Source organism: Kitasatospora hibisci (genome assembly GCF_043950205.1).
Taxonomy (GTDB): domain Bacteria; phylum Actinomycetota; class Actinomycetes; order Streptomycetales; family Streptomycetaceae; genus Kitasatospora; species Kitasatospora hibisci.
The window spans coordinates 4,853,606-4,878,787 of sequence record NZ_CP171642.1 but is presented as its reverse complement, the minus strand read 5'-3'; the positions used below and the strand labels follow the sequence as shown (position 1 = coordinate 4,878,787).

Annotated in this window: 23 protein-coding genes and 4 tRNA genes; 5 read left to right on the top strand and 22 right to left on the bottom strand. The window is 71.6% G+C overall.

Annotated features, from left to right (window positions below; genetic code table 11):
• Window positions 1–14: 14 nt before the first annotated feature.
• The 7 genes from ACF9IK_RS21345 to ACF9IK_RS21315 all read right to left on the bottom strand — a co-directional run bounded on the left by ACF9IK_RS21345 (window position 15) and on the right by ACF9IK_RS21315 (window position 5,078).
• Window positions 15–845, bottom strand: a complete 831-nt coding sequence (locus ACF9IK_RS21345) for a hypothetical protein (protein WP_395295762.1) — start codon at window positions 843–845, stop codon at window positions 15–17.
• 96 nt (window positions 846–941) lie between these two features.
• On the bottom strand, window positions 942–1,727 hold the full coding sequence (locus ACF9IK_RS21340; protein ID WP_395295761.1) for a hypothetical protein: 786 nt from the start codon (window positions 1,725–1,727) through the stop codon (window positions 942–944).
• A gap of 257 nt (window positions 1,728–1,984) precedes the next feature.
• Entirely contained in the window at window positions 1,985–2,707 is a 723-nt protein-coding gene (gene rplA, locus ACF9IK_RS21335; RefSeq protein ID WP_395295760.1) for a 50S ribosomal protein L1, read from the bottom strand.
• Window positions 2,708–2,810: 103 nt separating this feature from the next.
• Window positions 2,811–3,245 carry a 50S ribosomal protein L11 gene (gene rplK / locus ACF9IK_RS21330; RefSeq protein ID WP_395295759.1) on the bottom strand — a complete coding sequence of 145 codons (435 nt, stop codon included), beginning with the start codon at window positions 3,243–3,245 and terminating at the stop codon, window positions 2,811–2,813.
• A gap of 168 nt (window positions 3,246–3,413) precedes the next feature.
• A complete protein-coding gene (nusG, locus tag ACF9IK_RS21325; protein ID WP_395295758.1) occupies window positions 3,414–4,310 on the bottom strand; it encodes a transcription termination/antitermination protein NusG in 897 nt (298 codons plus the stop codon).
• Between the two features lie 210 nt (window positions 4,311–4,520).
• On the bottom strand, window positions 4,521–4,856 hold the full coding sequence (secE, locus tag ACF9IK_RS21320) for a preprotein translocase subunit SecE (RefSeq protein ID WP_238863785.1): 336 nt from the start codon (window positions 4,854–4,856) through the stop codon (window positions 4,521–4,523).
• A 149-nt stretch (window positions 4,857–5,005) separates the two neighbouring features.
• Window positions 5,006–5,078: transfer RNA gene (locus ACF9IK_RS21315), tRNA-Trp, on the bottom strand.
• Between the two features lie 320 nt (window positions 5,079–5,398).
• Between ACF9IK_RS21315 and ACF9IK_RS21310 the strand changes: the two genes are divergently transcribed.
• Both ACF9IK_RS21310 and ACF9IK_RS21305 read left to right on the top strand, forming a co-directional pair.
• Entirely contained in the window at window positions 5,399–6,646 is a 1,248-nt protein-coding gene (locus ACF9IK_RS21310) for a pyridoxal phosphate-dependent aminotransferase (RefSeq protein ID WP_238863784.1), read from the top strand.
• Between the two features lie 102 nt (window positions 6,647–6,748).
• Window positions 6,749–7,792, top strand: coding sequence for an adenosine deaminase (locus ACF9IK_RS21305; RefSeq protein WP_395295757.1), 1,044 nt, complete (start codon window positions 6,749–6,751; stop codon window positions 7,790–7,792).
• Here the strand turns inward: ACF9IK_RS21305 and ACF9IK_RS21300 are convergent.
• The 6 genes from ACF9IK_RS21300 to ACF9IK_RS21275 all read right to left on the bottom strand — a co-directional run bounded on the left by ACF9IK_RS21300 (window position 7,782) and on the right by ACF9IK_RS21275 (window position 10,340).
• Window positions 7,782–8,825 (bottom strand): UDP-N-acetylmuramate dehydrogenase, encoded by a 1,044-nt coding sequence (locus ACF9IK_RS21300; RefSeq protein ID WP_395298640.1) that lies wholly within the window; start codon window positions 8,823–8,825, stop codon window positions 7,782–7,784. The genes ACF9IK_RS21305 and ACF9IK_RS21300 overlap by 11 nt on opposite strands.
• A gap of 62 nt (window positions 8,826–8,887) precedes the next feature.
• Window positions 8,888–9,310 (bottom strand): MaoC family dehydratase, encoded by a 423-nt coding sequence (locus ACF9IK_RS21295; protein WP_395295756.1) that lies wholly within the window; start codon window positions 9,308–9,310, stop codon window positions 8,888–8,890.
• 4 nt (window positions 9,311–9,314) lie between these two features.
• Window positions 9,315–9,773: an FAS1-like dehydratase domain-containing protein gene (locus tag ACF9IK_RS21290; protein WP_395295755.1), complete on the bottom strand. Its 459-nt coding sequence runs from the start codon at window positions 9,771–9,773 to the stop codon at window positions 9,315–9,317.
• A 130-nt stretch (window positions 9,774–9,903) separates the two neighbouring features.
• Window positions 9,904–10,068, bottom strand: a complete 165-nt coding sequence (gene rpmG / locus ACF9IK_RS21285) for a 50S ribosomal protein L33 (protein WP_006604855.1) — start codon at window positions 10,066–10,068, stop codon at window positions 9,904–9,906.
• Between the two features lie 83 nt (window positions 10,069–10,151).
• A tRNA-Met gene (locus ACF9IK_RS21280) sits at window positions 10,152–10,224 on the bottom strand.
• A 43-nt stretch (window positions 10,225–10,267) separates the two neighbouring features.
• Window positions 10,268–10,340: transfer RNA gene (locus ACF9IK_RS21275), tRNA-Thr, on the bottom strand.
• Window positions 10,341–10,591: 251 nt separating this feature from the next.
• Here ACF9IK_RS21275 and ACF9IK_RS21270 point away from each other — a divergent pair.
• Window positions 10,592–11,863, top strand: coding sequence for a hydrolase (locus tag ACF9IK_RS21270; protein ID WP_395295754.1), 1,272 nt, complete (start codon window positions 10,592–10,594; stop codon window positions 11,861–11,863).
• Window positions 11,864–11,947: 84 nt separating this feature from the next.
• Here the strand turns inward: ACF9IK_RS21270 and ACF9IK_RS21265 are convergent, their stop codons facing one another.
• From ACF9IK_RS21265 to ACF9IK_RS21235, 7 genes are all read right to left on the bottom strand, one after another.
• The gene (locus tag ACF9IK_RS21265) at window positions 11,948–14,491 is read right to left on the bottom strand and encodes an ATP-binding protein (protein WP_395295753.1); all 2,544 of its coding nucleotides are present in this window, start codon (window positions 14,489–14,491) and stop codon (window positions 11,948–11,950) included.
• A gap of 116 nt (window positions 14,492–14,607) precedes the next feature.
• A complete protein-coding gene (gene kdpC / locus ACF9IK_RS21260) occupies window positions 14,608–15,240 on the bottom strand; it encodes a K(+)-transporting ATPase subunit C (RefSeq protein ID WP_395295752.1) in 633 nt (210 codons plus the stop codon).
• Between the two features lie 16 nt (window positions 15,241–15,256).
• On the bottom strand, window positions 15,257–17,374 hold the full coding sequence (gene kdpB, locus ACF9IK_RS21255) for a potassium-transporting ATPase subunit KdpB (RefSeq protein WP_395295751.1): 2,118 nt from the start codon (window positions 17,372–17,374) through the stop codon (window positions 15,257–15,259).
• Window positions 17,374–19,035: a potassium-transporting ATPase subunit KdpA gene (gene kdpA / locus ACF9IK_RS21250; protein WP_395295750.1), complete on the bottom strand. Its 1,662-nt coding sequence runs from the start codon at window positions 19,033–19,035 to the stop codon at window positions 17,374–17,376. Before kdpA ends, kdpB begins: the two co-directional genes overlap by 1 nt.
• 1 nt (window position 19,036) lies before the next feature.
• Entirely contained in the window at window positions 19,037–19,126 is a 90-nt protein-coding gene (gene kdpF / locus ACF9IK_RS21245) for a K(+)-transporting ATPase subunit F (RefSeq protein ID WP_395295749.1), read from the bottom strand.
• Window positions 19,123–19,305 (bottom strand): hypothetical protein, encoded by a 183-nt coding sequence (locus tag ACF9IK_RS21240; RefSeq protein ID WP_395295748.1) that lies wholly within the window; start codon window positions 19,303–19,305, stop codon window positions 19,123–19,125. The genes kdpF and ACF9IK_RS21240 overlap by 4 nt, the downstream gene beginning before the upstream one ends.
• Window positions 19,306–19,596: 291 nt before the next feature.
• Window positions 19,597–21,591, bottom strand: coding sequence for an APC family permease (locus ACF9IK_RS21235; RefSeq protein ID WP_395298639.1), 1,995 nt, complete (start codon window positions 21,589–21,591; stop codon window positions 19,597–19,599).
• Window positions 21,592–22,354: 763 nt separating this feature from the next.
• Between ACF9IK_RS21235 and ACF9IK_RS21230 the strand changes: the two genes are divergently transcribed.
• Complete coding sequence (locus ACF9IK_RS21230) at window positions 22,355–23,020, top strand: HAD family hydrolase (protein ID WP_395295747.1); 666 nt, start codon at window positions 22,355–22,357, stop codon at window positions 23,018–23,020.
• A gap of 681 nt (window positions 23,021–23,701) precedes the next feature.
• Here the strand turns inward: ACF9IK_RS21230 and ACF9IK_RS21225 are convergent.
• The gene (locus ACF9IK_RS21225) at window positions 23,702–24,055 is read right to left on the bottom strand and encodes a VOC family protein (protein ID WP_395295746.1); all 354 of its coding nucleotides are present in this window, start codon (window positions 24,053–24,055) and stop codon (window positions 23,702–23,704) included.
• A 340-nt stretch (window positions 24,056–24,395) separates the two neighbouring features.
• Window positions 24,396–24,476 (bottom strand) — tRNA-Tyr (locus tag ACF9IK_RS21220).
• Window positions 24,477–24,691: 215 nt separating this feature from the next.
• Between ACF9IK_RS21220 and ACF9IK_RS21215 the strand changes: the two genes are divergently transcribed.
• Window positions 24,692–25,180, top strand: coding sequence for a YajQ family cyclic di-GMP-binding protein (locus ACF9IK_RS21215; RefSeq protein ID WP_238863770.1), 489 nt, complete (start codon window positions 24,692–24,694; stop codon window positions 25,178–25,180).
• Window positions 25,181–25,182: the final 2 nt, after the last annotated feature.

Here is a 25,182-nt window from a genome sequence, read left to right as displayed (position 1 = left end):
CGAGCCTGGTGGGCTCAGTTGAAGAGCTTGGCGAGGTCGGCCGCCTTGCCCACGTCGCTCGCGGCGGGTGCCTCGATCTTGGGAGCGGCGCCCAGGCCGGAGTACTTGACCGTGACGGCCGACTTCTCGCCGCCCTTGTCGCCGTACTCCCTGAGCTGTACGAGCTCCTGCTTGGCGTTGATCCAGAGGTCGACGGTCAGCGTCTTGCCGTCCTCGTCGAGCGACTTCTGCACGGCGGCCCGTTGGTCGGCGCTGAGCGCACCCAGGCCCTCGACGAGCTTGGCGGTGTCCTCGACCGCGTGGAAGTGCGTGGTCTGGACGCCGTCGACGGTCTCCGCTCCGACCTTCGCCGGCTTGCCGGCCTGGGCCGCGACGGTCAGCTGGAGGACCGGGTTGACCATCTGCGCGGTGGTCAGGAAGACCCCGGCCGTCGGCCCGAGGACCGGGTCCTTGGGGTCCATCCTGGCCCAGTGCCGGCCGCCCAGCGCGGCCGTCGCGGGGCCGCCGCCCAGGTAGAGGTCGTCGCCGATGACGCGGGCCTTGGTGCCACCGCTCCCCTGGCCGACCAGGTCGACCGCGAGCTTCTGCCTCCAGTCGGCGGCGCCGGTGCCGGTTTCCTCGGGCGTGACCACACTGATGCTGCCGTTGCCGGCCTTCTGCATCACCAGGGCCGAGGCGGCCAGCGCCGTCTTGGGGTCGAGGTCGGCCACCTGGCCCGCGAGCGCGTCGGCCGCGGACTTCGGATCCGTCCCGGCGTCCGAGGTGCCGCTGCTGCCACAGGCCGCGAGGACGGCGACCAGGACGGCGGACGTGACGACGACGGCGCCGAGCCGCAGAGCGCGCATGAGCAGATCCCCCCGTTGCGACCCGGTCCCGGGTCGTTCCCCAGCAGACTCTAGCCAATCGCCGAGCCCACTCCCCAGCGGATATCCCCGGCCGGGTCACCCCGCCGCGGCCGGGCCCTCCGGGGCTGTCCCCGTCTCCGAGACGTCGGTCGTGGTGACCACGGTTCCCGCGCTGCCCTGGGCGGTGGCCCGGAGCCTCAGCAGGTGGTCGCCGGGCGCGACCCAGAAGTCGTAGCCGATCGTGGCGACCCCGCGCTCGCGGTAGTACACCAGCACCGCGGCGAGCCGCGCCTCGCCGATCCCCTCGTCGGCGGCGAAGAACTCGGCGACCGAGGCCGAGCCCCGGTAGTGCGCCACGGTGGTGCCGGCCAGCTGCTCGCCGCCGAGCGAGGTGAGCTTGCCGGCCAGCGCCATGGCGTGGGCACGGCCGCCCGGGTTGGTGACCAGTCCGGTGAACCAGCCGCCCGCGTACCCACCGCCGTTGCCGCGCGGGTCGAGCGACTCGGCGTCGGCCCGCTCCGCGCGCCGGCCCGGGGCCCCGTCGTAGCCGAGGTCGAGGGTGCCGTCCTGGACCCGCAACCGGCCGCTGCCCCGCTCGTCGGTGACGGTCAGCTCCGCGTCGTCCCGGGCTCCCCAGGACACCGTGCCGGAGGCGGTGCGGCGCCCGTCCGGCCCCTCCTCCACCGCCTCGATCCGCGCGCCGCCCACGTCGTCCAGGGCCTGCGCGGCCGAGAGCAGCACCTGCTTGGGCGGCCGGACGGTCGCGGCCCCGTCGTCCGGGGTTCGGTCCCCCGAGACGGCCATCAGGCTGCAGGCGGTCAGGACGCCGGCGAGCAGCAGCAGGGCGGTCCCCTGTACGGCGGGGCGAAGGGCGGGCGGCACTGCACACTCCGGCGGTCGGCTCGGGGTCGAAGGTCCGGTCATATCGTCGGACCGGCCGAGCGTACGACGCGGGGCGCGGAGCTCGACCCCCGCGCCGGTCTCGATCCGGACACAACCCGCCCGCGGCGCCCGTCTCCGCCGCCGGCGGACCGTCCCCGGGAACGACGGCGGGCCCGCACCCCCGAAGAAGGGGGTACGGGCCCGCCGTACGGACTACTGCTGCGCCCAGGACGCGACTACCGGTCGGAGCCCATGGCTCAGACGGCGGCCGGGTCCTCCTCGACCAGGAGGTTGCGGGTGCGGTTCGGGTCCACCGGGATGCCGGGGCCGATGGTGGTGGAGACCGCGGTCTTCTTGATGTAGCGGCCCTTGGCGGCGGACGGCTTGGCGCGGAGCACCTCGTCCAGCGCGGCGACGTAGTTCTCGACCAGCTGCTCGTCGGTGAAGGAGACCTTGCCGATGATGAAGTGCAGGTTCGAGTGCTTGTCGACGCGGAACTCGATCTTGCCGCCCTTGATGTCGTTGACAGCCTTGGCGACATCCGGGGTGACGGTGCCGGTCTTCGGGTTCGGCATCAGACCACGGGGACCGAGCACGCGGCCGAGACGGCCGACCTTGCCCATGAGGTCCGGGGTGGCGACGACGGCGTCGAAGTCCAGCTTGCCCTTGGCGACCTCGTCGATGAGCTCGTCGGCACCGACGATGTCGGCGCCCGCAGCACGCGCGGCCTCGGCACGCTCGCCGGTCGCGAAGACCAGGACCCGAGCGGTCTTACCGGTGCCGTGCGGGAGGATCACGGTGCTGCGGACCATCTGGTCGGCCTTGCGCGGGTCGACGCCCAGACGCATGGCGACCTCGACGGTGCCGTCGAACTTGGTGGTGCTGGTCGCCTTGGCGAGGCGGATCGCCTCGAGGGGGGCGTAAAGGCGCTGGCGGTCGACCTGAGCGTCCGCGGCCTTCAGAGCCTTGCTGCGCTTCACTGCTGCTCCTGAATGGTGATGGGAGTTGTGGTGCCTCGGGCCTGCGCAGGCCCTACCACGGGGGGCGGGACTGAGACATCAGTCCCTGGCGGGACGGGGCTGCTCAGCCCTCGACGGTGATGCCCATCGACCGGGCGGTGCCGGCGATGATCTTCTCCGCCGCGTCCAGGTCGTTGGCGTTCAGGTCGGGCATCTTGGCGGAGGCGATCTCGCGGACCTGGGCGCTGGTGAGCTTCGCGACCTTGGTCTTGTGCGGCTCGCTGGAGCCCTTGTCGACGCCCGCGGCCTTCAGGATGAGGCGCGCGGCCGGCGGCGTCTTCGTGATGAAGGTGAAGGTGCGGTCCTCGTAGACCGTGATCTCCACCGGCACGATCATGCCGCGCTGCGACTCGGTCGCAGCGTTGTAGGCCTTGCAGAACTCCATGATGTTGACGCCGTGCTGGCCCAGCGCGGGGCCGACCGGCGGCGCCGGGTTGGCCGCACCGGCGTTGATCTGGAGCTTGATAAGCCCCGTGACCTTCTTCTTCTTGGGAGGCATGTCTCTCCGGGTCCTTCCGAGAGGTGATTGCTGGTGTGTGCCGAACCGGGGCGACACCCGGTCGCCAGCACACACATCGGACCAGGCTAACGCGGATGCGCCGCTGGACCAAAACGGGTTTCGGGGCGGGAGCCGCAGCCCCCGCCCCGAAACCCGAGAACGTGACGACTAGTTCTTCTGGATCTGGTCGAAGGAGAGCTCGACCGGGGTCTCCCGGCCGAAGATCTCGACCAGGCCCTTGACCTTCTTGGAGTCGGGGTTGATCTCGTTGATGGTCGCCTGCAGGGTGGCGAAGGGGCCGTCGGTGACGGTGACCGAGTCGCCGACCTCGAAGTCGAGCACCTGGACCTCGACCGGGCGCACCGGCGAGGCCTTGCCGGCCTCCTTGGCCGCCTGGCGCTCGACGTCCGGGGCGAGCATCTTGACGACCTCGTCCAGGGTCAGCGGGTACGGGTCGTAGGCGTTGCCGACGAAGCCGGTGACACCGGGGGTGTTGCGCACGACGCCCCAGGACTCCGGGGTGAGGTCCATGCGCACCAGGACGTAGCCGGGGAGCTTGTTCTGGCGGATGGTCTTGCGGTCGCCGTTCTTGATCTGGACGACCTCCTCCTGGGGCACCTCGGCCTGGAAGATGTACTCCTCCACGTTGAGGGAGACCGCGCGCTGCTCCAGGTTCTGCTTCACCCGGTTCTCGTAGCCGGCGTAGGTGTGGATCACGTACCACTCGCCGGGCATGAAGCGCAGGTCCTCGCGGAACTTGGCGACCGGGTCGACCTCGACGGCCGGCTCGACGGCCTCGGCCTCGGCGGCGGGCTCCTCGTCGGACTCCTCGGACTCCTCGGACTCCACGGACTCCTCGGACTCCACGTGCAGCGCGGCCTCCTCGGCGGGCTCGCCGGCCTCGGCCTCGTCGAACGCCTCGACCTCGTCCTCGTCGCTGTCCGCGGCGTCCACGATCTGCTCGGCGGACTCGGCGTCGTCAGCCAGCTCGGCCGCGTCCAGCTCGGCGGCGACATCCGCCTCGCGGACGGTCTCGTCGGCGTCGTACAGGGGGGACTCAGACACGGTGGCTGCTTCTTTCCTGGAGATGGTGAAGGTGGCGCGCTCCGGGACCGCTCCGGCGCCGCTCGCTCGCGCGGGCGCCGACGGATGCCTCGGAGACTTCAACAGTACCGAGTCAACGGTAGCGGCCCCGTACGTCCGGCGCCGACAGCTCGACCCGGGCCGAAGAATCGGCCCGGGTCGGGAGGCTGTGGTGGAGGCGGTGCGGCTCGGTCAGCCGAAGATCCAGAGGCTGAGCTTCGAGAACCCGTAGTCGAGGCCGGCCACGAAGGCCATCACGACGACGACGAAGACGACCACGACGGTGGTGTAGTTGACCAGCTCGTTGCGGCTGGGCCAGACGACCTTGCGCAGCTCGGCGATGATCTGGCGGTAGAAGAGGGCGAGGCGGGCGAACACGCCCTTCTTGGCCCGCTTGCCGGACTTCTTCTCGCCCCGCTTGCGGTCGCGGCGCGACTCGCCGCCGGCAGGCGTGGTCTCGGCAGCGCCGTCGGCACCCTCGGGGTTGCCGCTCTCAGGCGTTGCGGTGGAGCCCGTGGTCTCCGTCACTCGTCCTCACCTGAATCCGGGTCCTGCCGATCATCACCTGCGTACCCGATCGGGCACGAGCGGCCGGCTTAAGCGGTGCTGTTCGGTGCCCTCTCCGCATCAAGCCCGCTCGCTCTGTGGAGCGAACGGGCTGAATGCGGATCAAGCAGCAGGGCAAGAGGGACTCGAACCCCCAACCGCCGGTTTTGGAGACCGGTGCTCTACCAATTGAGCTATTGCCCTACGGTGCCTCGCGGCTCCAGTAGCGGCCACCAACGTACCGCATCTTCCGTCGCTGTTTGCACAGGCGGTGGAAGCTGTGGCTTCTCGGTGGCCGTCGAGGAGTGAGTGTACGTGGTCGAGGGGTGTTTGGTCGAACCTCTTCCGCTTCCCGGCCGGTCCCGGGCGGTTTCCCCCCGTTCCTCCCCCCGGCGCTCCGGCCCGCGGCGCGGGCCTGCGCGCGTACCGGATCGTGGGCCGTATCGCGGCCGCGATACGGACGGGCCCGTACATATGGTGAAACCGCCGCACCCGGTCCGTCCCGGTTCTGCGACCATGCAGGCATGAGCGCTTCCACCCCGCAGCCCGACAGTTCCGTCCGCCCCGCCGACCGGCGCGTCTCCGCCCGGATCGGTGCGATCGCCGAGTCCGCGACCCTCGCCGTGGACGCCAAGGCCAAGGCCCTCAAGGCGGCCGGCCGGCCGGTGATCGGCTTCGGCGCCGGCGAGCCGGACTTCCCGACCCCGGACTACATCGTCGAGGCCGCCGTCGAGGCCTGCCGCGACCCCAAGAACCACCGGTACACCCCCGCCGGCGGCCTGCCGGAGCTGAAGGCCGCCATCGCCGCCAAGACACTGCGCGACTCGGGCTACGAGGTGGACCCCGCCCAGATCCTGGTGACCAACGGCGGCAAGCAGGCGATCTACGAGGCCTTCGCCGCGATCCTCGACCCGGGCGACGAGGTCATCGTCCCGGCGCCCTACTGGACCACCTACCCGGAGTCGATCCAGCTGGCCGGCGGCGTGCCGGTGGAGGTCGTCTCGGACGAGACCACCGGCTACAAGGTCTCGGTCGAGCAGCTGGAGGCCGCCCGCACCGAGAACACCAAGGTCGTCCTCTTCGTCTCGCCGTCCAACCCGACCGGCGCTGTGTACACCCGGGAGGAGGCCGAGGAGATCGGCCGCTGGGCGCTGGAGCACGGCCTCTGGGTGCTCACCGACGAGATCTACGAGCACCTGGTCTACGGCGACGCGTCCTTCACCTCGCTGCCGGCCCTGCTGCCCGAGCTGGCCGACAAGTGCATCGTCGTCAACGGCGTCGCCAAGACCTACGCGATGACCGGTTGGCGGGTGGGCTGGGTGATCGGCCCGAAGGACGTCGTCAAGGCCGCGACCAACCTGCAGTCGCACGCCACCTCGAACGTCTCGAACGTCGCGCAGCGCGCCGCGATCGCCGCCGTCACCGGCGACCTCTCCGCCGTGCACGAGATGCGCACCGCGTTCGACCGCCGCCGCCGCACCATCGTGAAGATGCTCAACGAGATCGAGGGCGTCGTCTGCCCCGAGCCCGAGGGCGCCTTCTACGTCTACCCGTCGGTCAAGGCCCTGCTCGGCAAGGAGATCCGCGGCAAGCGCCCGCAGACCTCCGGCGAGCTCGCCGCGCTGATCCTGGACGAGGCCGAGGTCGCGGTCGTCCCGGGCGAGGCCTTCGGCACCCCGGGCTACCTGCGCCTGTCGTACGCGCTGGGCGACGCCGACCTGGTCGAGGGCGTCAGCCGGATCCAGAAGCTGCTCGGCGAGGCCACCGCCTGACCGCCCTCCCGGCGACGACCGGCAACCGCCCCCTTTTCACCCCTTCGGGGGATGGGAAGGGGGCGGTTCCCGTATCGGGGTCGGATACGGCAGGATCGGCGAATGGAACGCCTGTTGAACCCGCGAGACGTCAGGGACCTCCCCAAGGCCCACCTGCACCTGCACTTCACCGGCTCGATGCGCCCGGCCACCCTGCTGGAACTGGCCGACAAGCACGGCGTCCGGCTGCCCGAAGCGCTCAGCTCCGGCGAGCCGCCCAAGCTGCGGGCGACCGACGAGCGCGGCTGGTTCCGGTTCCAGCGCCTCTACGACACCGCCCGCTCGGTGCTGCGCGACGAGGCCGACATCCGCCGGCTGGTGCTGGAGACCGCCCAGGACGAGCGGCGCGACGGCTCGCGCTGGCTGGAGATCCAGGTCGACCCGACCTCGTACGCCCCGCGGTTGGGCGGTCTGATCCCCGCCCTGGAGCTGATCCTGGACGCGGTGGAGCACGCCTCCACGGCCACCGGCGTCGGGATCCGGGTCCTGGTCGCGGCCAACCGGATGAAGTCCCCGATGGACGCCCGGACGCTGGCCCGGCTGGCCGTCCGCTACGCCGACCGCGGCGTGGTGGGCTTCGGCCTCTCCAACGACGAGCGGCGCGGCCTCGCCCGGGACTTCGACCGGGCCTTCGAGATCGCCCGTAAGGGTGGTCTGCTGGCCGCCCCGCACGGCGGCGAGCTGGCCGGCCCGGAGTCCGTCCGGGACTGCCTGGACGACCTCGGCGCGGGCCGGATCGGCCACGGCGTCCGGGCCGCGGAGGACCCGCGGCTGATGCAACGGCTGGCCGACCGTCAGGTGACCTGCGAGGTCTGCCCGTCCTCCAACGTGTCGCTGGGCGTCTACGAGCACGCCGAGGACGTGCCGCTGCGGCGGCTGTTCGACGCGGGCGTGCCGCTGGCACTGGGCGCCGACGACCCGCTGCTCTTCGGCAGCCGGCTGGCCGACCAGTACGGGCTGGCCCGTGACGTGCTCGGCTTCGGCGAGGCCGAACTGGCCGAGCTGGCCCGCCAGTCGGTCCGTGGCTCGTGCGCGCCGGAGAGTGTCCGGAAGGAGCTGCTGGCGGACATCGACGCCTGGCTGGTGGACGGCGACGCTACAGCGTGACGCCGACCATCACCGGCTCGTTCACCAGCTCCACGCCGAAGGCCGCCCGCACCCCGTCCCGGATCTCCCGGGCGAGCGCGAGCAGGTCCTCGGCGGTGGCCGCGCCACGGTTGGTGAGGGCCAGGGTGTGCTTGGTGGAGAGGGTGGCCGGGCCGGTGCCGTAGCCCTTGCCGAAGCCCGCCCGGTCGATCAGCCAGGCGGCCGAGGTCTTGGTGCAGCCGTCCGGCGCCGGATAGGCGGGGGCGGCGAGCTCGCGCTCCGCGGTCAGGGCCAGGAAGGCGGCGTACTGCTCCGCGCTCAGCACCGGGTTGGTGAAGAAGGAGCCGGCGGACCAGGTGTCGTGGTCGGCCGGGTCGAGCACCATGCCCTTGCCCGAGCGCAGCCGCAGGACGGCGTCGTGGGCGTCGGCCAGCGGGACCGGCTCGCCCTGCTCGACGCCCAGGTGGCGGGCGGTCTCGGCGTACCGGACGGGGGTGGAGAGCCCGGCGTTGTCCTCCAGCGCGAAGCGGACCCGCAGGACGACGTAGCGGTCCGGGTCGGCCTTGAAGCGGCTGTGCCGGTAGGAGAAGGCGCACTCGGCGTTGGAGAGGGTGACCACCCGGTCGTCCCGGCGGTCGTAGGCGACCACCTCGGTGATCGACTGGGCCACGTCCTGGCCGTACGCGCCGACGTTCTGCACCGGGGTGGCACCCGCCGAGCCCGGGATTCCGGCCAGGAACTCGATGCCGGCCAGGCCGCGCTCCACCGTACGGGTGACCGCGTCGGCCCAGACCTCGCCGGCGGCCAGTTCCAGGACGGTGCCGTCCAGGGCGAAGCCCTCAGTGGCGATCCGCAGCACGGTGCCGGGGAATCCGGCGTCACCGATCACCAGGTTGGAGCCGCCGCCGAGGACGAGCAGCGGCTCGCCGGCCGCGTCGGCCCCGCGGACGGCGGCGACCACCTCGTCGTCGGTGGTCGCGGTCACCAGGCGGCGGGCCGGGCCGCCGAGCCGGAGGGTGGTCAGCGGGGCGAGGGGGGCGTCGAGTTCTACCAGCACGCCCCCAGCGTACGGGGAGGGGCCGGGCGACCCCTCCCCCACCGGGCACAGTGCGGGCCCTAGGCCAGGCGGACGACGGCGCGGGACATGCCCAGCACCTTCTGACCCCCGTACGTCGCCACCAGGTCGACCTGGACCTTGCGGTCCTCCAGCAGCTTGGCCACCTTGCCGGTGACCTCGATCACGGAGCCGACGCCGTCGTCGGGCACCGGCACCGGGCGGGTGAACCGCACGCCGTACTCGACCACCGCGCCCGGGTCGCCGACCCAGTCGGTGACCACCCGGACGGCCTCGGCCATGGTGAACATGCCGTGGGCGATGACGTCCGGCAGTCCGACCTCCTTGGCGAACCTCTCGTTCCAGTGGATCGGGTTGAAGTCGCCGGAGGCGCCCGCGTACCGCACCAGCGTGGCGCGGGTCACCGGGAAGGACTGCGCGGGCAGCTCGGTGCCGACCGCGGTCTCGTCGTAGCGGATCGCCATGGCGTTACTCCCCTGCCTCGTCGGCGGCCCGGGCCACCAGGGTCATGACCGACGTCACCACGTGCTCGCCGCTCGCGTCGGTCACCTCGCCGCGCACGGTCAGCACGTCGTTGCCGGCGAGGGACTTGATGTTGTCGATGGTCACCTCGACCGAGAGCCGGTCGCCGGCCCGCACCGGGCGGGTGTAGGCGAACTTCTGGTCACCGTGCACCACGCGGGTGTAGTCCAGGCCCAGCTGCGGGTCCTCGACCACCTGACCGGCCGCCCGGTACGTGATGACGAACGGGAAGGTCGGCGGGGCGATGACGTCGGGGTGGCCCAGCGCCTTGGCGGCCTCCGGGTCGGTGTACGCCGGGTTGGCGTCGCCCACGGCGACCGCGAACTCGCGGATCTTCTCCCGGCCGACCTCGTACGGCTCGGTGGGCGGGTAGGTCCGCCCGATGAAGGAGGGGTCGAGCGCCATGGGCAACTCCTCGGAAGTGCGTGCGGGTGACGCGTGTGCGGGTGACAAAAAGACTCCGGGCCACACCCTGGAGGGGTGCGGCCCGGAGTCGGAGACCTGAATCACACAGGCCCGGTGACACGCGACAGGGTCAGCGGGTCTCGCGGTGCGCGGTGTGCGAGTTGCAGCGGGGGCAGTGCTTCTTCATCTCAAGACGGTCCGGGTCGTTGCGCCGGTTCTTCTTGGTGATGTAGTTCCGCTCCTTGCACTCCACGCAGGCCAGCGTGATCTTCGGGCGGACGTCGGTGGCAGCCACGGGAGTGCCTTCCTTGGACAATGAATAAGAACACAACAAGAGTAGCCGACCGGGAGTGCGATCTCCCGACCGACTACGCGGGGTAGCGGTGACCGGACTTGAACCGGTGACACAGCGATTATGAGCCGCTTGCTCTACCAACTGAGCTACACCGCCACAGTGAGCAGGAGGCCGGCCGAAGCTGACCCCATTTCACCAGAGCCCCCATGCGGAATCGAACCGCAGACCTTCTCCTTACCATGGAGACGCTCTACCGACTGAGCTATAGGGGCGAACGAGGAAGACATTACACGTTCCGCGCCCAGAGGTGAAATCCGTATCCCGCCGCGAAGTCCGCAGGTCGACGGGCTGCACGGACGAGCGATCGAAGGCCGGGCGTTCGGCCGACCCCCGGCGGTGCGGCCCGACCCGATACGACTATTGCCCGCCTCCCCACCCCCCGCGCCCGTGCGCCATAGGCTCGACGCTCATTGATCGGGACGGGCCGAGGCCCGGACGGGCCAGCGCGAGGAGGAGCCGGGCGATGGACAGCTCAGCCGCCGACGGGCCGCACTCCGGGCCGGGCCCGTCGGCCAACCCGCTCGGGCACGGCCCGGTCCTGCTGCTCACCGATGCCCGGCTGGCCGACGGCCGGGTGGTGGACGTACGGATCAGCGGCGACCGGATCCAGGCCGTCGGCACCACCGGCAGCCTCGGCCCGCTGCCCGCCCTGCCCGGTGCCCCCACCGCCACCACCGGCGCCCGGATCGACCTCAAGGGCTACCTCCTGCTGCCGGCCCCCGCCGAGGCGCACGCCCACTACGACACCGCGTTCGCCGCCGCACTGCCCGACCCGCCCCCGGACACGTCGGCCGACCTCACCCGGCGGGTCACCGAGGCCGCACTGACCTCTCTCGGCTACGGCGCCACCGCGCAGCGCACCCACGTCCGGATCGGCGACGTGCACGGGCTGGGCCGGCTGGAGGCGGTGCTCACCGCCCGGCAGGCGTTGCGCGGGCTGGCCGAGCTGCAGGCGGTCGCGATGCCCCGGCTGCTGACCGGCCGGGCCGGGGCGGACGGCCGGGCGCAGCTGCGCGACGCCCTGAAGCTGGGAGCGACGGCGGCCGGCGGCTGCCCCGAGCTGGACCCTGACCCGGCGGGGTACGTCCAGGTCCTGCTGGAGGCCGCCCGGGAGGCGGACTGCCCGGTGGACCTGCACACCACCGGCACCGACCCGGCTCAGCTGGCCCGACTGGCCGGCGCGCTCGCGCCACTGCGGCCCCGGGTGGTGCTCGGCCCGTGCGGGACGCTGGCCCCCGGCGCCTCGACGGTGCTGGCCACCAGCGGTGTCCGGGTGGTCTGCCTGCCGCAGAACGGTTGCTGCACCGGACTGGAGGGCCGGGCCCCGGGGATGCGGCCGGGGCTGCTGCGCGAGCTGGTGACGGCTCGGGTGCCGCTGGCGGCGGGCAGCGGTTCGCTGCGCGACCCGGCCAATCCGGTCGGGCGGGCGGATCCGTTGGAGGCCGCCTACCTGCTGGCGTCGGGCGGGGTGCTGGACGCCGAGGCGGCGTACGACGCGGTGGCCAACCAGGCGCGGGCGGCGCTCGGGCTGCCGCCGGTGCGGGTGGACGCCGGGTTCCCGGCGGAGCTGCTGGCGGTGCGCGGGGACAGCCTGGCGGGCGCGCTGGCCGGCGGGCACAGCCGCCTGGTGGTGCACAGCGGACGGGTCGTCAGCCGCACGAGTGCGGTGCGGGAGTTCGCGGACACGGTGGCGCTGGCGCTGCCCCGCCAGTCGGGGAGCGCGGGCGGGGGCTGAGCCGTCCGGACGGCGTACGCGCGGGCGCTGAGGTTGATCCGCAGGGTGCACAGCGCTGCCGGTTCGTCGTCGACGATCAGGATCTCACTCATGTACGGGACCCCCGGGGTCTGCAGCGGGCAGGGTGAGCAGCATCGTGGTGCCGCCACCGGGTGTGTCCTCGACCTCCAGGCTGCCGCCCATGGCCTCGGCGAGGCCGCGGGAGAGAGCGAGGCCGAGGCCGACGCCGGTGGTGTTGTCGGTGTCGCCGAGGCGTTGGAAGGGGAGGAAGACGCGGTCGCGGTCCTCGGGGGCGATGCCGGGGCCGCGGTCGACGACCCGGACCTCGACCCGGTCCAGGTGGTGGCCGGCGGTGACCAGGACGGGTTCGCCGGGCGCGTTGTGGCGCAGGGCGTTGGTGATGACGTTGGCCAGGACGCGCTCCAGAAGCGGCGGGTCGGCGAGCACCGCCGGGGCGGTGTCGAGGTCGAGCGGCCGGACCGGCGCGTACGGGTCGGGGAGGGTGTCCAGGGCTCGCGGCAGGATCTCGTCGAGGTGGGTGGCGGCGAGGTGCAGGGTGAGCGCGCCGGCCCGGAGGCGGCTCATGTCGAGCAGGTTGTCGACCAGCCGGGTGAGTCTGACCAGCGATTCGTCGGCGGTGGCCAGCAGTTCGGCCCGGTCCTCGGGCGAGAACTCCACGTCGGGGCTGCGCAGCGAGCCGACCGAGGCGAGGGCCGCGGCCAGCGGGGTGCGCAGATCGTGGCTGACGGCGGCGAGCAGGGCGGTGCGCATCCGGTCGGCGGCCTTGATCGGTTCGACCTCGGCGGCGACCACGGCGAGCCGGTCGCGTTCGAGGGCGGCGGCGACGTGGGCGGCGAAGGCGGTCAGCACGCGCTGGTCCGCGGCGGGCAGCCGGCGGCCGGTGAGGACGAGCACCGCGTCGGCGCCGACCGGGGCCTCGGTGGCCTCCGCCACCCGGCCGGGCTCGGGCCGGTTCCCGCTCTCGCTGGCGGCCAGCACCTCGCCGCCGCTGCGTTCCAGCAGAGCGACGGAGTCCATGCCGAAGGCGGTGCGGGACTTCTCCAGCAGGGCGGGCAGGGCGTCGGCGCCGCGCAGCACGCTGCCGGCCAGGGTGGAGAGGGTCTCGGCCTCCGCGGTGGCCCGGGCGGCCCGGGTGGTGAGCCGGCTCGCGCGGTCGACCACGGTCGAGACGGTCAGCGCGACGGCGGCGAAGACGATCAGGGCGACGAGGTTGTTGGTCTCACCGATGGTCAGGGTGTGGACGGGCGGGATGAAGAAGTAGTTGAGCAGCGCCGAGGCGACGAGTGAGGCCAGCAGCGCCGAGGTCGCGCCGCCGAGCAGGGCGACCGCGACGACGCCGAGCTGGAAGATCAGCGCGTCGGTGGTCAGGTTGACCGTCGCGTGGAACCGGGAGAGGACGAGGGTGAGCAGCGAGGGCACCGCCAGGCCCGAGGCGAACCCGGCGGCGGTGCGGCGCCTGGAGTGGCGGCGGCCGAGCGGGGGCAGCCGGCCGCGGCCGGTGAACTCGTGGGTGACCATGTGGACGTCGATGTCCTCGGAGGCGTCGACGGTGGACTCGCCGATGCCGGGGCCGGTGACGAAGCGGTTGAGCCGGCCGCGGCGGCTGGTGCCGAGCACCAGTTGGGTGGCGTCGTGGGCGCGGGCGAAGGCGAGCAGCGCGGTGGGGATGTCGTCGCCCACGACCACGTGGTAGCTGCCGCCGAGGGTCTCCACCAGCCGTCGCTGCTGGGCGAGCGTGCCGGAGGAGGCGCCGGCCAGGCCGTCGCTGCGGGTGACGTGGACGGCGAGCAGGTGGCCGCCGGCGGTGCGGTCGGCGATCCGGACGGCGCGCCGGATCAGCGTCTCGCCCTCGGGGCCGCCGGTGAGGGCGACCACGACGCGCTCCCCGGTCTCCCAGACCCGGTCGATGTCGTGGCCGGCCCGGTAGTCCCGCAGCCCCTCGTCGACCCGCCCGACCACCCAGAGCAGGGCGAGCTCGCGCAGGGCCGTCAGGTTGCCGACCCGGAAGTGGTTCGCGAGCGCGGCGTCCACCTTCTCCGCCCGGTAGACGTTGCCGTGGGCCATCCGACGGCGCAGTGCCTGCGGGGCCATGTCGACGAGTTCGATCTGGTCGGCCCGGCGGACCACCTCGTCCGGGACGGTCTCGCGCTGGGGGACGCCGGTGATCTTCCGAACGACGTCGTTCAGCGATTCCAGGTGCTGGACGTTGACGGTGGTGATGACGTCGATGCCGGCGGCCAGCAGTTCCTCCACGTCCTGCCAGCGCCTGGCGTGGCGCCCGCCGGGGATGTTGGTGTGGGCCAGCTCGTCCACCAGGACGACGGACGGCTTCCGCGCGATGACCGCGTCGAGGTCCATCTCCTCGAAGTCCGATCCGCGGTAGGAGCGTTGCACGCGTGGCAGGACCTCCAGGCCGGTGAGCATGGACTCGGTGCGGCGGCGGCCGTGGCACTCGATGTAGCCGACCACGACGTCCGCGCCGCGCTCCTGTCTGCGGCGGGCCTCGTCCAGCATCCGGTAGGTCTTGCCGACGCCGGGGGCGGAGCCGAGGTACACCCTCAGCCGGCCGCGGCGGGGGCCGCTGCCGGGGGCGAGGTCGCGGACCATGGGCGCTGCTCCTTCGTCTTCGGGGCGGGGCTCGGGACGTGCTGCGGCCGACCCGGGCGCGGGGCGGCACCCCTTGCCCGGGTCGGCCCGGTCTCACGGATCCGATCGTGGACCCGTCACCTCAGTTCCGCCAGCGCGGTGTTGAGCAGGACGACGTTGACGCCCTCCTGTCCGAGGAAGCCGAGCGAGCGGCCCTCGGTGTACTTCTCGACCAGTCCGTTCACCACGTCGGTCGGGAGCTCCCGCTCCTTGGCCACCCGGTCGACCTGCTCCACGGCGTAGGCGACCGAGATGTGCGGGTCCAGCGACGAGCCGGAGGCGGTGACCGCGTCCACCGGCACGCTCGCCGGGTCGACGCCGTCGAACGCGGCGACCGCCCGGCGGCGCTCCTCGATCGCCCTGACGAGGTCCTCGCTGTCTGGGCCCAGGTTGGAGGCACCGGAGACCTTGCCGTCGTAGCCGTTGGCCGAGGGGCGGGGCTGGAACCACTTCGGGTCCGGCCGGGCCTGCTCGTTCTCGTCGTCCGGGTTCCGCTTGGGCAGGTCGTAGTTCTGGCCCAGCAGGCTGGAGCCGATCTCCTTGCCGTCGGCGGTCCTCACGATCGAGCCGTTCGCCGTCCGGCCGAAGGCTGCCTGGGAGATGCCGGTGACCAGCAGCGGGTAGGCGATCCCGAGGACCGTCGTCATCACCAGCAGCATCCGCAGTGCGCTGACGTGCGTGCGCAGGAGGGCGGGCAGGGGCTTGGACATTCCGGGTGCTCCTCTCTCAGCTCAGACCGGGGATGAACTGGACGGCCAGGTCGATCGCCTTGATCCCGATGAAGGGGACGAGCAGACCGCCGACGCCGTAGATCCCGATGTTGCGGCGCAGCAGCGAACCGGCTTCGGACGGGCGGTACTTCACCCCGCGCAGGGCGAGCGGGACGAGGCCGACGATGACCAGGGCGTTGAAGACGACGGCCGAGGTGATCGCGGACTGCGGGCTGTGCAGGTGCATGATGTTGAGCCCGTCCAGGCCCGGGTAGACCGCCGCGAACATCGCCGGGATGATCGCGAAGTACTTCGCGACGTCGTTGGCGATGGAGAAGGTGGTCAGCGCGCCGCGGGTGATGAGCAGTTGCTTGCCGATCCCGACGATCTCGATCAGCTTGGTCGGGTCGGAGTCCAGGTCGACCATGTTCCCGGCCTCCTTGGCCGCGGTGGTCCCGGTGTTCATCGCGACGCCGACGTCGGCCTGGGCGAGGGCCGGTGCGTCGTTGGTGCCGTCGCCGGTCATCGCGACCAGCTTGCCGCCCTCCTGCTCCGTCTTGATCAGGGCCAGCTTGTCCTCGGGGGTGGCCTCGGCGAGGAAGTCGTCCACGCCCGCCTCCTCCGCGATCGCCCTGGCGGTCAGCGGGTTGTCGCCGGTGATCATGACGGTCTTGATGCCCATCCGGCGCAGCTCGTCGAAGCGCTCCCGCATGCCCTCCTTGACCACGTCCTTGAGGTGGACGACCCCCAGGACGCGGGCGGGCTCGGCACCGCTCTTCGTCGCCACCACGAGCGGCGTGCCACCCGCGGCGGAGATCCCGTCGACCAGCGAGGACACCTCCGAGGCAACCGAACCGCCCTGCGCGGTCACCCAGTTGGTCACCGCGCTGGCCGCGCCCTTGCGGACCTGGCGCAGGCCGCCCGGCTCGTCGAGGTCGACGCCGGACATCCGGGTCTGCGCGGTGAAGGGCACCCAGGCGGCGTGCGTCAGCTCGCCCTGGGCCCGGGCCCGCAGGCCGTACCCGGTCTTGGCCAGGACCACGACCGAGCGGCCCTCGGGGGTCTCGTCCGCGAGGGACGAGAGCTGCGCGGCGTCGGCGAGCTCCTCGGTGGAGGTGCCGGGCGCGGGCAGGAAGTCGGCGGCCTGGCGGTTGCCGAGGGTGATGGTCCCGGTCTTGTCGAGCAGCAGGGTGTCGACGTCGCCCGCGGCCTCGACGGCGCGACCGGACATCGCCAGCACGTTGCGCTGCACCAGCCGGTCCATGCCGGCGATGCCGATCGCGGAGAGCAGCGCGCCGATGGTGGTCGGGATGAGCGCCACGATCAGGGCGACCAGCACGGTCGTCGACTGCGGCGCACCCGCGTAGGCGGCCATCGGCTGCAGGGTGACGACGGCGGTCAGGAAGACGACGGTCAGCGAGGCCAGCAGGATGTTGAGCGCGATCTCGTTCGGCGTCTTCTGCCGGGCGGCGCCCTCGACCAGGGCGATCATCCGGTCGATGAAGGTCTTGCCGGGCTCGGAGGAGATCCTCACCACGATCCGGTCGGAGAGCACCCTGGTGCCGCCGGTCACGGCCGAGCGGTCGCCGCCCGACTCACGGATCACCGGCGCGGACTCACCCGTGATCGCCGACTCGTCCACCGAGGCCACGCCCTCGACGACGTCGCCGTCGCCGGGGATGATCTGCCCGGCCTCCACGACGACGTGGTCGCCCAGCCGCAGCGCGGTGCCGGAGACCTCCTCCTCGGCCCGGTTCCTCGGCCAGTCGGGGAGGCGGCGGGCCGTGGTGTCGGTCCTGGTCCTGCGCAGCGTGTCGGCCTGCGCCTTGCCGCGGCCCTCTGCCACGGCCTCCGCCAGGTTGGCGAAGATCGTGGTCAGCCAGAGCCAGACGGTGATCGCCCACGCGAACACGCCGGGGTCGGCGATCGCGGCGACGGTGGTGACCACCGAGCCGACCTCGACCACGAACATCACCGGGTTCCTGACCATCACCCGGGGGTCGAGCTTCTTCACCGCGTCCGGCAGCGAGACGACGATCAGCTTCGGGTCCAGCAGTCCGCTGGCCACTCTGCGCGGCGCCGCGGCGGGCGCCTCCGGCCGGGTGGCCGGCGTGCCGGTAAGGGTGGACGACATCAGGAGAGACCTTCCGCGATCGGCCCGAGCGCCAGGGCCGGGAAGTAGGTGAGACCGACGACGATCAGGACGACGCCCGCCAGCAGGCCCACGAACAGCGGCTTGTGGGTGGGCAGGGTGCCCGGGGTCGCCGGGACGCGCTGCTGGCGGGCGAGCGCGCCGGCCAGGGCGAGGACGAAGACCATCGGCAGGAACCGGCCGAAGACCATCGCCAGGCCCAGCACCGTGTCGTACCAGCCGGTGTTCACCGTGATGCCGGCGAACGCCGAACCGTTGTTGTTCGCCGCCGAGGCGAAGGCGTACAGGACCTCGGAGAAGCCGTGGGGGCCCGAGTTGAGCATCCCGGCCCGCTCGCCCGGCAGTGCCGTCGCGGCACCGGTACCCACCAGCACGATCGTGGGCGTGGTCAGGATGTAGAGGGAGGCGAACTTCATCTCCCGTCCGCCGAGCTTCTTGCCCAGGTACTCCGGGGTGCGGCCGACCATCAGACCGGCCACGAAGACCGCGAGGATCGCCAGGATCAGCATCCCGTAGAGGCCGGAGCCCACCCCGCCGGGAGCGATCTCACCCAGCATCATGTTGAACATCGTGAGGCCGCCGCCGAACGGCGTGAACGAGTCGTGGAAGGAGTTGACCGCACCGGTCGAGGTCAGCGTCGTCGACGCCGCGAACAGGCTGGACGCCGCGGTGCCGAACCGCTGTTCCTTGCCCTCCATCGCCCCGCCGGCCGCGCTCGCCGCCGCACCCGAGTGCTGCGACTCGAAGAAGGTCATCAGCGCCACCGAGGCGACCCAGAAGATCGCCATGACGGACGCGACGGCGCGGCCCTGGCGGTCGTCGCCGACCATCCGGCCGAACGTCCGCGGCAGCGCGAACGGGATCAGCAGGATGAGGAAGACCTCCAGGACGTTGGTGAAGCCGGTCGGGTTCTCGAACGGGTGCGCCGAGTTGCCGTTGAAGAAGCCGCCGCCGTTGGTGCCCAGCTCCTTGATGACCTCCTGCGAGGCCACCGGCCCGCCCGGGATCGACTGCGGGCCGCCGGCCGCAGTGGTGACCTCGTGGAAGCCGTGGAAGTTCTGCACCACGCCGTTGGCCACCAGGACCAGGGCGAAGACGATCGAGACCGGCAGCAGCAGGCGCAGACAGATCCGGGTGAGGTCGACCCAGAAGTTGCCCAGCCGGTCGGTGCGGTTGCGGGTGAACCCGCGGATCAGCGCCGCCACGACGGCGATGCCGACGGCGGCGGAGACGAAGTTCTGCACCGCCAGGCCCGCCATCTGCGCCAGGTGCCCCATCGCGGACTCGGCGCCGTAGGACTGCCAGTTGGTGTTGGTGACGAACGAGATCGCGGTGTTCCACGCCTGGTGCCCCGCCATCTGCTCGGCCCCGAGGTTCAGCGGCAGGTGCTGCTGCAGCCGGATCAGGCCGTACAGGAAGAGGACCGAGACGGCCGAGAAGGCCAGCACCGAGCGCAGGTAGACCGGCCAGCGCTGGTCGGCGTCGGCATCGACGCCGACGGCCTTGTACAGGCCGCGCTCGACTCCGAGGTGCTTGGAGGTGGTCAGGATGCGGGCGATGCAGTCGCCCAGGGGGCGGTGGCACAGGACCAGCGCGGCCACCAGGGCCAGGACCTGCAACCAGCCCGCGAGGGTGGAGCTCATGTCAGAACTTCTCCGGGTGGATCAGCGCCACGACGAGGTAGCCGACGAGGGCGACGGCGACGATGAGACCTGCGATGTGCTCGACGCTCACAGCTTCTCCACCCCCCGCGCGATCAGGGCGATGGCGGCGAACACGACGACCGTGACACCGACGTAGATGAGATCGGACATGGGCTCCACCACGGTGGTTCGGAGGTGGCCGCAGTCCCGGCCCGGCGGGCTCGGTGCGGCACCGGCGGCGGGCCGGCGATGCCAGCCAACCGCGTTCACGGGCCGTTACCGCTGCTCTTGACGGCCCCCATACGCCGCCCGTTCGATCGTTGACGGGCTCCATACGGGAGCCGTAGGGGCGTCGGAGGGGACGTCGGAGGGGGCGGCGCCGGGACGGCGCGGGGACCGCGCCGAGGTGCGTCCGGGTGTGCTCGGATGTGCTCGGGTATGCCGAGAGCCCCGGGCGTGATGCCCGGGGCTCTCGGTGTCGTCCGGTCCGTGGTCGCTCTCGGTGGTTCGGCCCCGGGCGCTACCGACGTCGGACGTGGGCGTCCTCAGGCGCAAGCGTCCTCAGGCGTTCTCGGGTGCCGGGAGCCTCTCGTACTCCGATCGCGCCTTCGGCTCACCGCGCCGGACCGCTCCTGGTGCCCGGCCGGAGGGGTGGTGCGCCCGGCTGGAGGAGCTGAGCTGCCACGGCACGCTGATCACCATCACCCCCGCGGTGAACAGCAGCCGGCTCTTCAGCCAGAGCGCCGACTGGTTGTGCAGCAGGTGCTCCCACCAGTGCCCGACCACGTACTCGGGGATGAAGACCGCCACCGCCTCCCGCGGCCTGCTCCGCCGGTACTCCCGCACGTACTGCAGCACCGGCTTGGTGATCTCCCGGTAGGGCGACTCCAGCGCCCTGAGCGGCACCTGGACGTCCAGCTCCTCCCACTGCCGCTCCAGTTCGGCGGTGGCGTCCTTCTCCACCGCGACCGTCAGCGCCTCCAGCGAGTCCGGCCGGAACGCCTCCGCGTAGCCGAGCGCCCTCAGCGTGGGCTTGTGCAGCTTCGAGACCAGCACGATCCCGTGCACCCGGGACGGCCGCACCGACTCCGCGTCCGGGTCGTCCACCGCCAGCTCCGCGGCCACGCCGTCGTAGTGCCGGCGGATGCCCCGCATCATCACCCAGAGCACGGCCGCGGCGACCACCGCCAGCCAGGCGCCCTGGGTGAACTTCGTCAGCAGCACGATCACCAGCACCAGCGCGGTGGTCACCGCACCGAAGGCGTTGATCACCCGGGACCGCTGCGCCGAGCCTCGCGCGGCCGGGTCGGCCTCGGCGTCGAGGACGCGGTTCCAGTGCTTCACCATCCCGATCTGGGAGAGCGTGAAGGAGGTGAAGACACCCAGGATGTAGAGGTGGATCAGGCTGGTGACGTCCGCGTCGTACAGCCAGAGCAGCCCGCCGGCCACCACCGCGAGCGCGATGATGCCGTTGGAGAAGGCGAGGCGGTCACCGCGGGTGTGCATCTGCCGGGGCAGGTAGCGGTGCTCGGCCAGGATCGAGGCCAGCAGCGGGAACCCGTTGAACGCGGTGTTGGCCGCCAGGATCAGTACCAGCGCGGTGACGGCCTGGATGAGGTAGAAGAGGACGCTGTGGTCCCCACCGAAGATCGCCGCCGCCAGCTGGGCGATCACGGTCTGCTGCGGCGCGGTGCGGCAGTCCCCGGCGAACCCGGTCAGCCGGCAGGCGTCGTCGGTGATGTGCACCTTCGCCATCAGGGCCAGCGCGGTGATGCCGACGAACATGACCACGGCCGTGGTTCCCATCACGGCCATCGTGGCGGCGGCGTTCTTCGACTTGGGCGCGCGGAACGCCGGCACGCCGTTGGAGATCGCCTCCACCCCGGTCAGTGCCGTGCAGCCGGAGGCGAACGCCCGCAGGCCGAGCATCAGCAGGCCCAGGCCGGTCAGGGCGTCCTTGCCGTCCACCGGCAGCACCCCGTACGCGGCGCTGGCCGCCACCGGGGTCTCCCCGAAGACCGCCTTGATCAGGCCGGTGACCACCATCAGCAGGATGCCGCCGATGAAGAGGTACGTCGGCGCCGCGAAGGCCTTGCCCGACTCCCGGACCCCGCGCAGGTTCGTCGCCGCGAGCAGGACGACGAAGCCGAGCGCCAGCTCGACCCGGTGGTCGGCCAGCGAGGGCAGTGCCGAGATGATGTTGTCGACACCGGAGGCCACCGACACCGCGACCGTCATCACGTAGTCGACCAGCAGCGAAGCGGCCACCACCAGGCCGGAGTTGGCGCCGAGGTTGCGGGACACCACCTCGTACGAGCCACCGCCGCTCGGGTAGGCGTGCACGACCTGGCGGTAGGACATCACCACGACAGCCATCAGGGCGACCACGCCGGCCGCGACCCACGGGGTGAGGTGGAGGAACGCGGCACCACCGACGGTGAGCACCAGGAGGATCTCCTGGGTCGCGTAGGCGACCGAGGAGAGCGGGTCGGAAGCGAAGATCGGCAGCGCCAGCCGCTTGGGGAGCAGCGTCTCGCCCAGCTCCTCGCTGCGCATGGCTCTGCCGATCACTAGGCGTTTGAGCGCCTGGGGCACGTTGAACACATGGGCGAGCGTAAGCGCGCCGAACGGGCGCGCAATGGGCCGTCGCGGAGCATCCGAAGCGCCCGACACGCCCAACAGGCGGGGTGTTCCCGCAGGTCGGAGCCGCTAAGGGCGAAGCGTGTCGGGCCAGGCGCCGGCGCTTCGAGGGCGCAGAGGGGGGCCGTTAAGACATCGTCAAGATATGACGATGTACCCGGATCTTTGCCTCTTATCGGCAGATGTCGGACAGCACTGCATTCGCATCCGGAGTCGGCAGACCACCACGTCGGCTCGGCGGCGCAGGGCCCGGTCGATGACGGCGCCGCGCCGGTTCTGCGGCGCCCGCCGCCAGGGCCTGCTGGCTCAGCCTCGGGAATCAGGACGGCGAGGCGGCGGCACACCCGCGACAATGGCCTCACACCCTTCGCCACGACGGGTTGCCGACGCCCCGGCGCACGCTCTTGACGCCCTGCGACGGGCACCCCGCGCGAGCGGCACGGGCAGACGAGGGGAAGCGGGAGGGGCGGGCGGACCGGTGTCCCGGCGGGCGCCGGCTGGGAAGACGATCAGCTCATACGGAGGACTCCGGCGCACCTCGGCACATCCGGAACGTCTCAGCGGAAGGCCGAACGGCCCGACCGCCCCTGCTGCCACTCTGCTGCCTAATCCAGGTAATTGCAAGCTATATGCAATAAGCCCACACCTCCCCATCCCACCCATGCGCTACCCTCCGCGCATGTCCGACCACTCTCCGCCCCTGCTCCTGATCGACCTGGACCACACCCTGGTCGAGCGCGACGGCGCCTCCGATGCCTGGGCTCCGGCCTTCTGCGCCGCCCACGGCCTCCCCGCCGAAGCCGCCGCCGCCGTCTTCGACCTCTTCGTCGCCGACCGCTCCCCCGCCGGCTTCGCCCGGATCGCCGCCGCCCACGGCCTCCCGCACTCCGGTGAGGCCCTCTGGGAGGAGCACGTCGCCCACGAGGCCGCCCGCACCCACCTGATCCCCGGCGTCCCCGGCGCACTCGCCGCCCTCCGTGAGGCCGGCTGGGCCATCGCCGTCGTCACCAACGGCAGCACCGACATCCAACGCGCCAAACTCGCCCGCACCGGCCTGCTCCCGGCCGTCGACGCCGTCTGCGTCTCCGAGGAGGCCGGCGCCCGCAAGCCCGCCCCCGAGATCTTCCACGCCGCCGCCGCCCGCCTCGGCCGCACCCTCACCCCCGACGCCTGGATGGTCGGCAACAACCCCGCCACCGACCTCCGGGGAGCTCACGCCGTCGGTCTGCGCTCCATCTGGATCACGCCCACCCCGCCCCCACCTCTCCCCCCGTCACACCCCGCCCCCACCTACACCGCCCCCGACACCCCCGCCGCGGCCGCCCTCCTCCTCGCCACCTCCTGACTCCCCGAAACCCCCAAACCAGGACCGGCCCCGAACAGCGCTTCCGCTGTTCGGGGCCGGTCCGGTAATAGCGCCGAACCTGGCACGGGTTCGGGCAGCGAAGCAGGCAGCAGCTCCGCTGCTGAGGTTCTCACTGCGCCTGCAGCCCTTGTGACTGCGATTACGGGCCTAATCGGCGCGGTCGCAGCGCTGATGCTGGCGCGGCGGCACAGCAGAGCCGCACCCGAAGATGCCGGCCAGCGTCACGATTGATCCAGGCCCTCACGGAGTCGGCGCGCGACCTCCGGAGCGGGGAGGCCCGCGGAGACCGGGCACACCGGACCGTCGAAGTTGAGGAGCACGCGCTTCACCGGCCGCAGCACGTCGGCGAGTTGCCGAGGGGGGCGGCGGTCATGGCTGCCGCTCGTAGGCAATCGTGCTCCACACGCCGTCGAACCGCCTCTGGGCCTGCTGAACGCACTGCGAGCCGAGCGAGGCGTCGTCCGGTCCGGTGGCGTGGTGGAACAGGGTGGTGAACGGCTCCAGCCGCGGCCCGCTTGCCGGCCGGCGCCCGACGGCTTCTGATCCATGCACGGACCACGGTCAGACCACCCGGCGCAGCCGGGCCGGCGAGCAGCAGCTGGAGCAGCTGCGGGTCTGGAACCGTCCGGCACCTTCGCCCGAACGGCTGCCCGGCCCCGCTCAGCTCTTCCGCTCACCCAGGACACAGAATTCGTTGCCCTCCGGGTCGAGGAGGGTCACCCAGTGCTGCTCGTCCTGCACGGTGTCGGCGGGCCGGGCACCGAGGGAGAGCAGCCGGGCGACCTCGGCCTTCTGGTCGTCGGGGCGGAAGTCGGGGTGGAGCCGGTTCTTCGACGTCTTGCCCTCGGGGACAGGCACGAAGAGCAGCCCCGGCATCCGGTCCGGCGTAGGCCGGATCTCGATGATCTCCTCGGACTCGTCGACCACGACCCAGCCCAGAGCCTCGGCCCACCAGCGCCCGAGGGCGATGGGGTCGGCGGAGTCAACGATGATCTGTTCCCATTCGAGCGTCATGGGCGTGATCATAAACAAACAGGGTCGGCTGGCTGCCAGGGCTGGGGGGTGACTGCCGTCGACCGCCGGTCCGGCGTGCGGATCGTGTCCCGCAGAGCGGTGTGGTATCGCGATGCGGTAGCAGCAAGTCGCGAGAAGTGATCGCTGCTGCACCACTCCAGGGGACATCACCCTGATCCCGGTCCGCGCCCGGTCCGGAACCGCTGGTCCGGGCTGGGATCCGGGCGAAACGAGGTGAGACAAACCACGCCAAACGGCCATCCGGTGTGGCCGGTGTTCGAGCACAACGAAACAGGCCCTGATTTGCGTTTCCGCAGATCAGGGCCTGTTATCTATCCTGTGGCTGGTGCAGGGTTCGAACCTGCGTAGCTTGCGCGACAGATTTACAGTCTGCTCCCTTTGGCCGCTCGGGCAACCAGCCAGGATCGGTGTCTCGCGGGGCTTCCCCCGCTCGACTCCGTAAACGATACCTGATGCCAGGGGGTGGTTCGCCACTCGGTTGGTCACGTGATGATCAAGGCGCGCGGCGCGCTCGCCGCGGGCGGGGGCGGGGTGGTGCTGGATAGGCTGGGGCGGCGGTCGCCCGGTGGGGCGGGCCGTGTCAGTGAAGCCACAGCATCAAGGAGACCAACACCCATGGCCGACTCCAGTTTCGACATCGTCTCGAAGGTCGAGTGGCAGGAGGTCGACAACGCGATCAACCAGACCTCCCGCGAGATCGCCACCCGCTTCGACTTCAAGAACGTCGGCGCCGAGATCAGCCGCTCCGGCGAAACGATCGAGATGAAGGCCAGCGGCGAGGAGCGCGTGAAGGCCGTGCTGGACGTGCTGCAGAGCAAGTTCATCAAGCGCGGGCTGTCGCTGAAGGCGCTGGACGCCAAGGAGCCGCAGCTGTCCGGCAAGGAGTACAAGATCTTCGCGAACGTGAAGGAGGGCATCTCCCAGGACGATGCCAAGAAGGTCGCGAAGATCATCCGCGATGAGGGCCCCAAGGGCGTGAAGGCCCAGGTCCAGGGCGACGAGCTGCGGGTCAGCTCGAAGAGCCGTGACGACCTGCAGGCCGTCCAGGCGCTCCTCAAGGGCAAGGACCTGGACTTCGCGATCCAGTTCGTCAACTACCGCTAGTA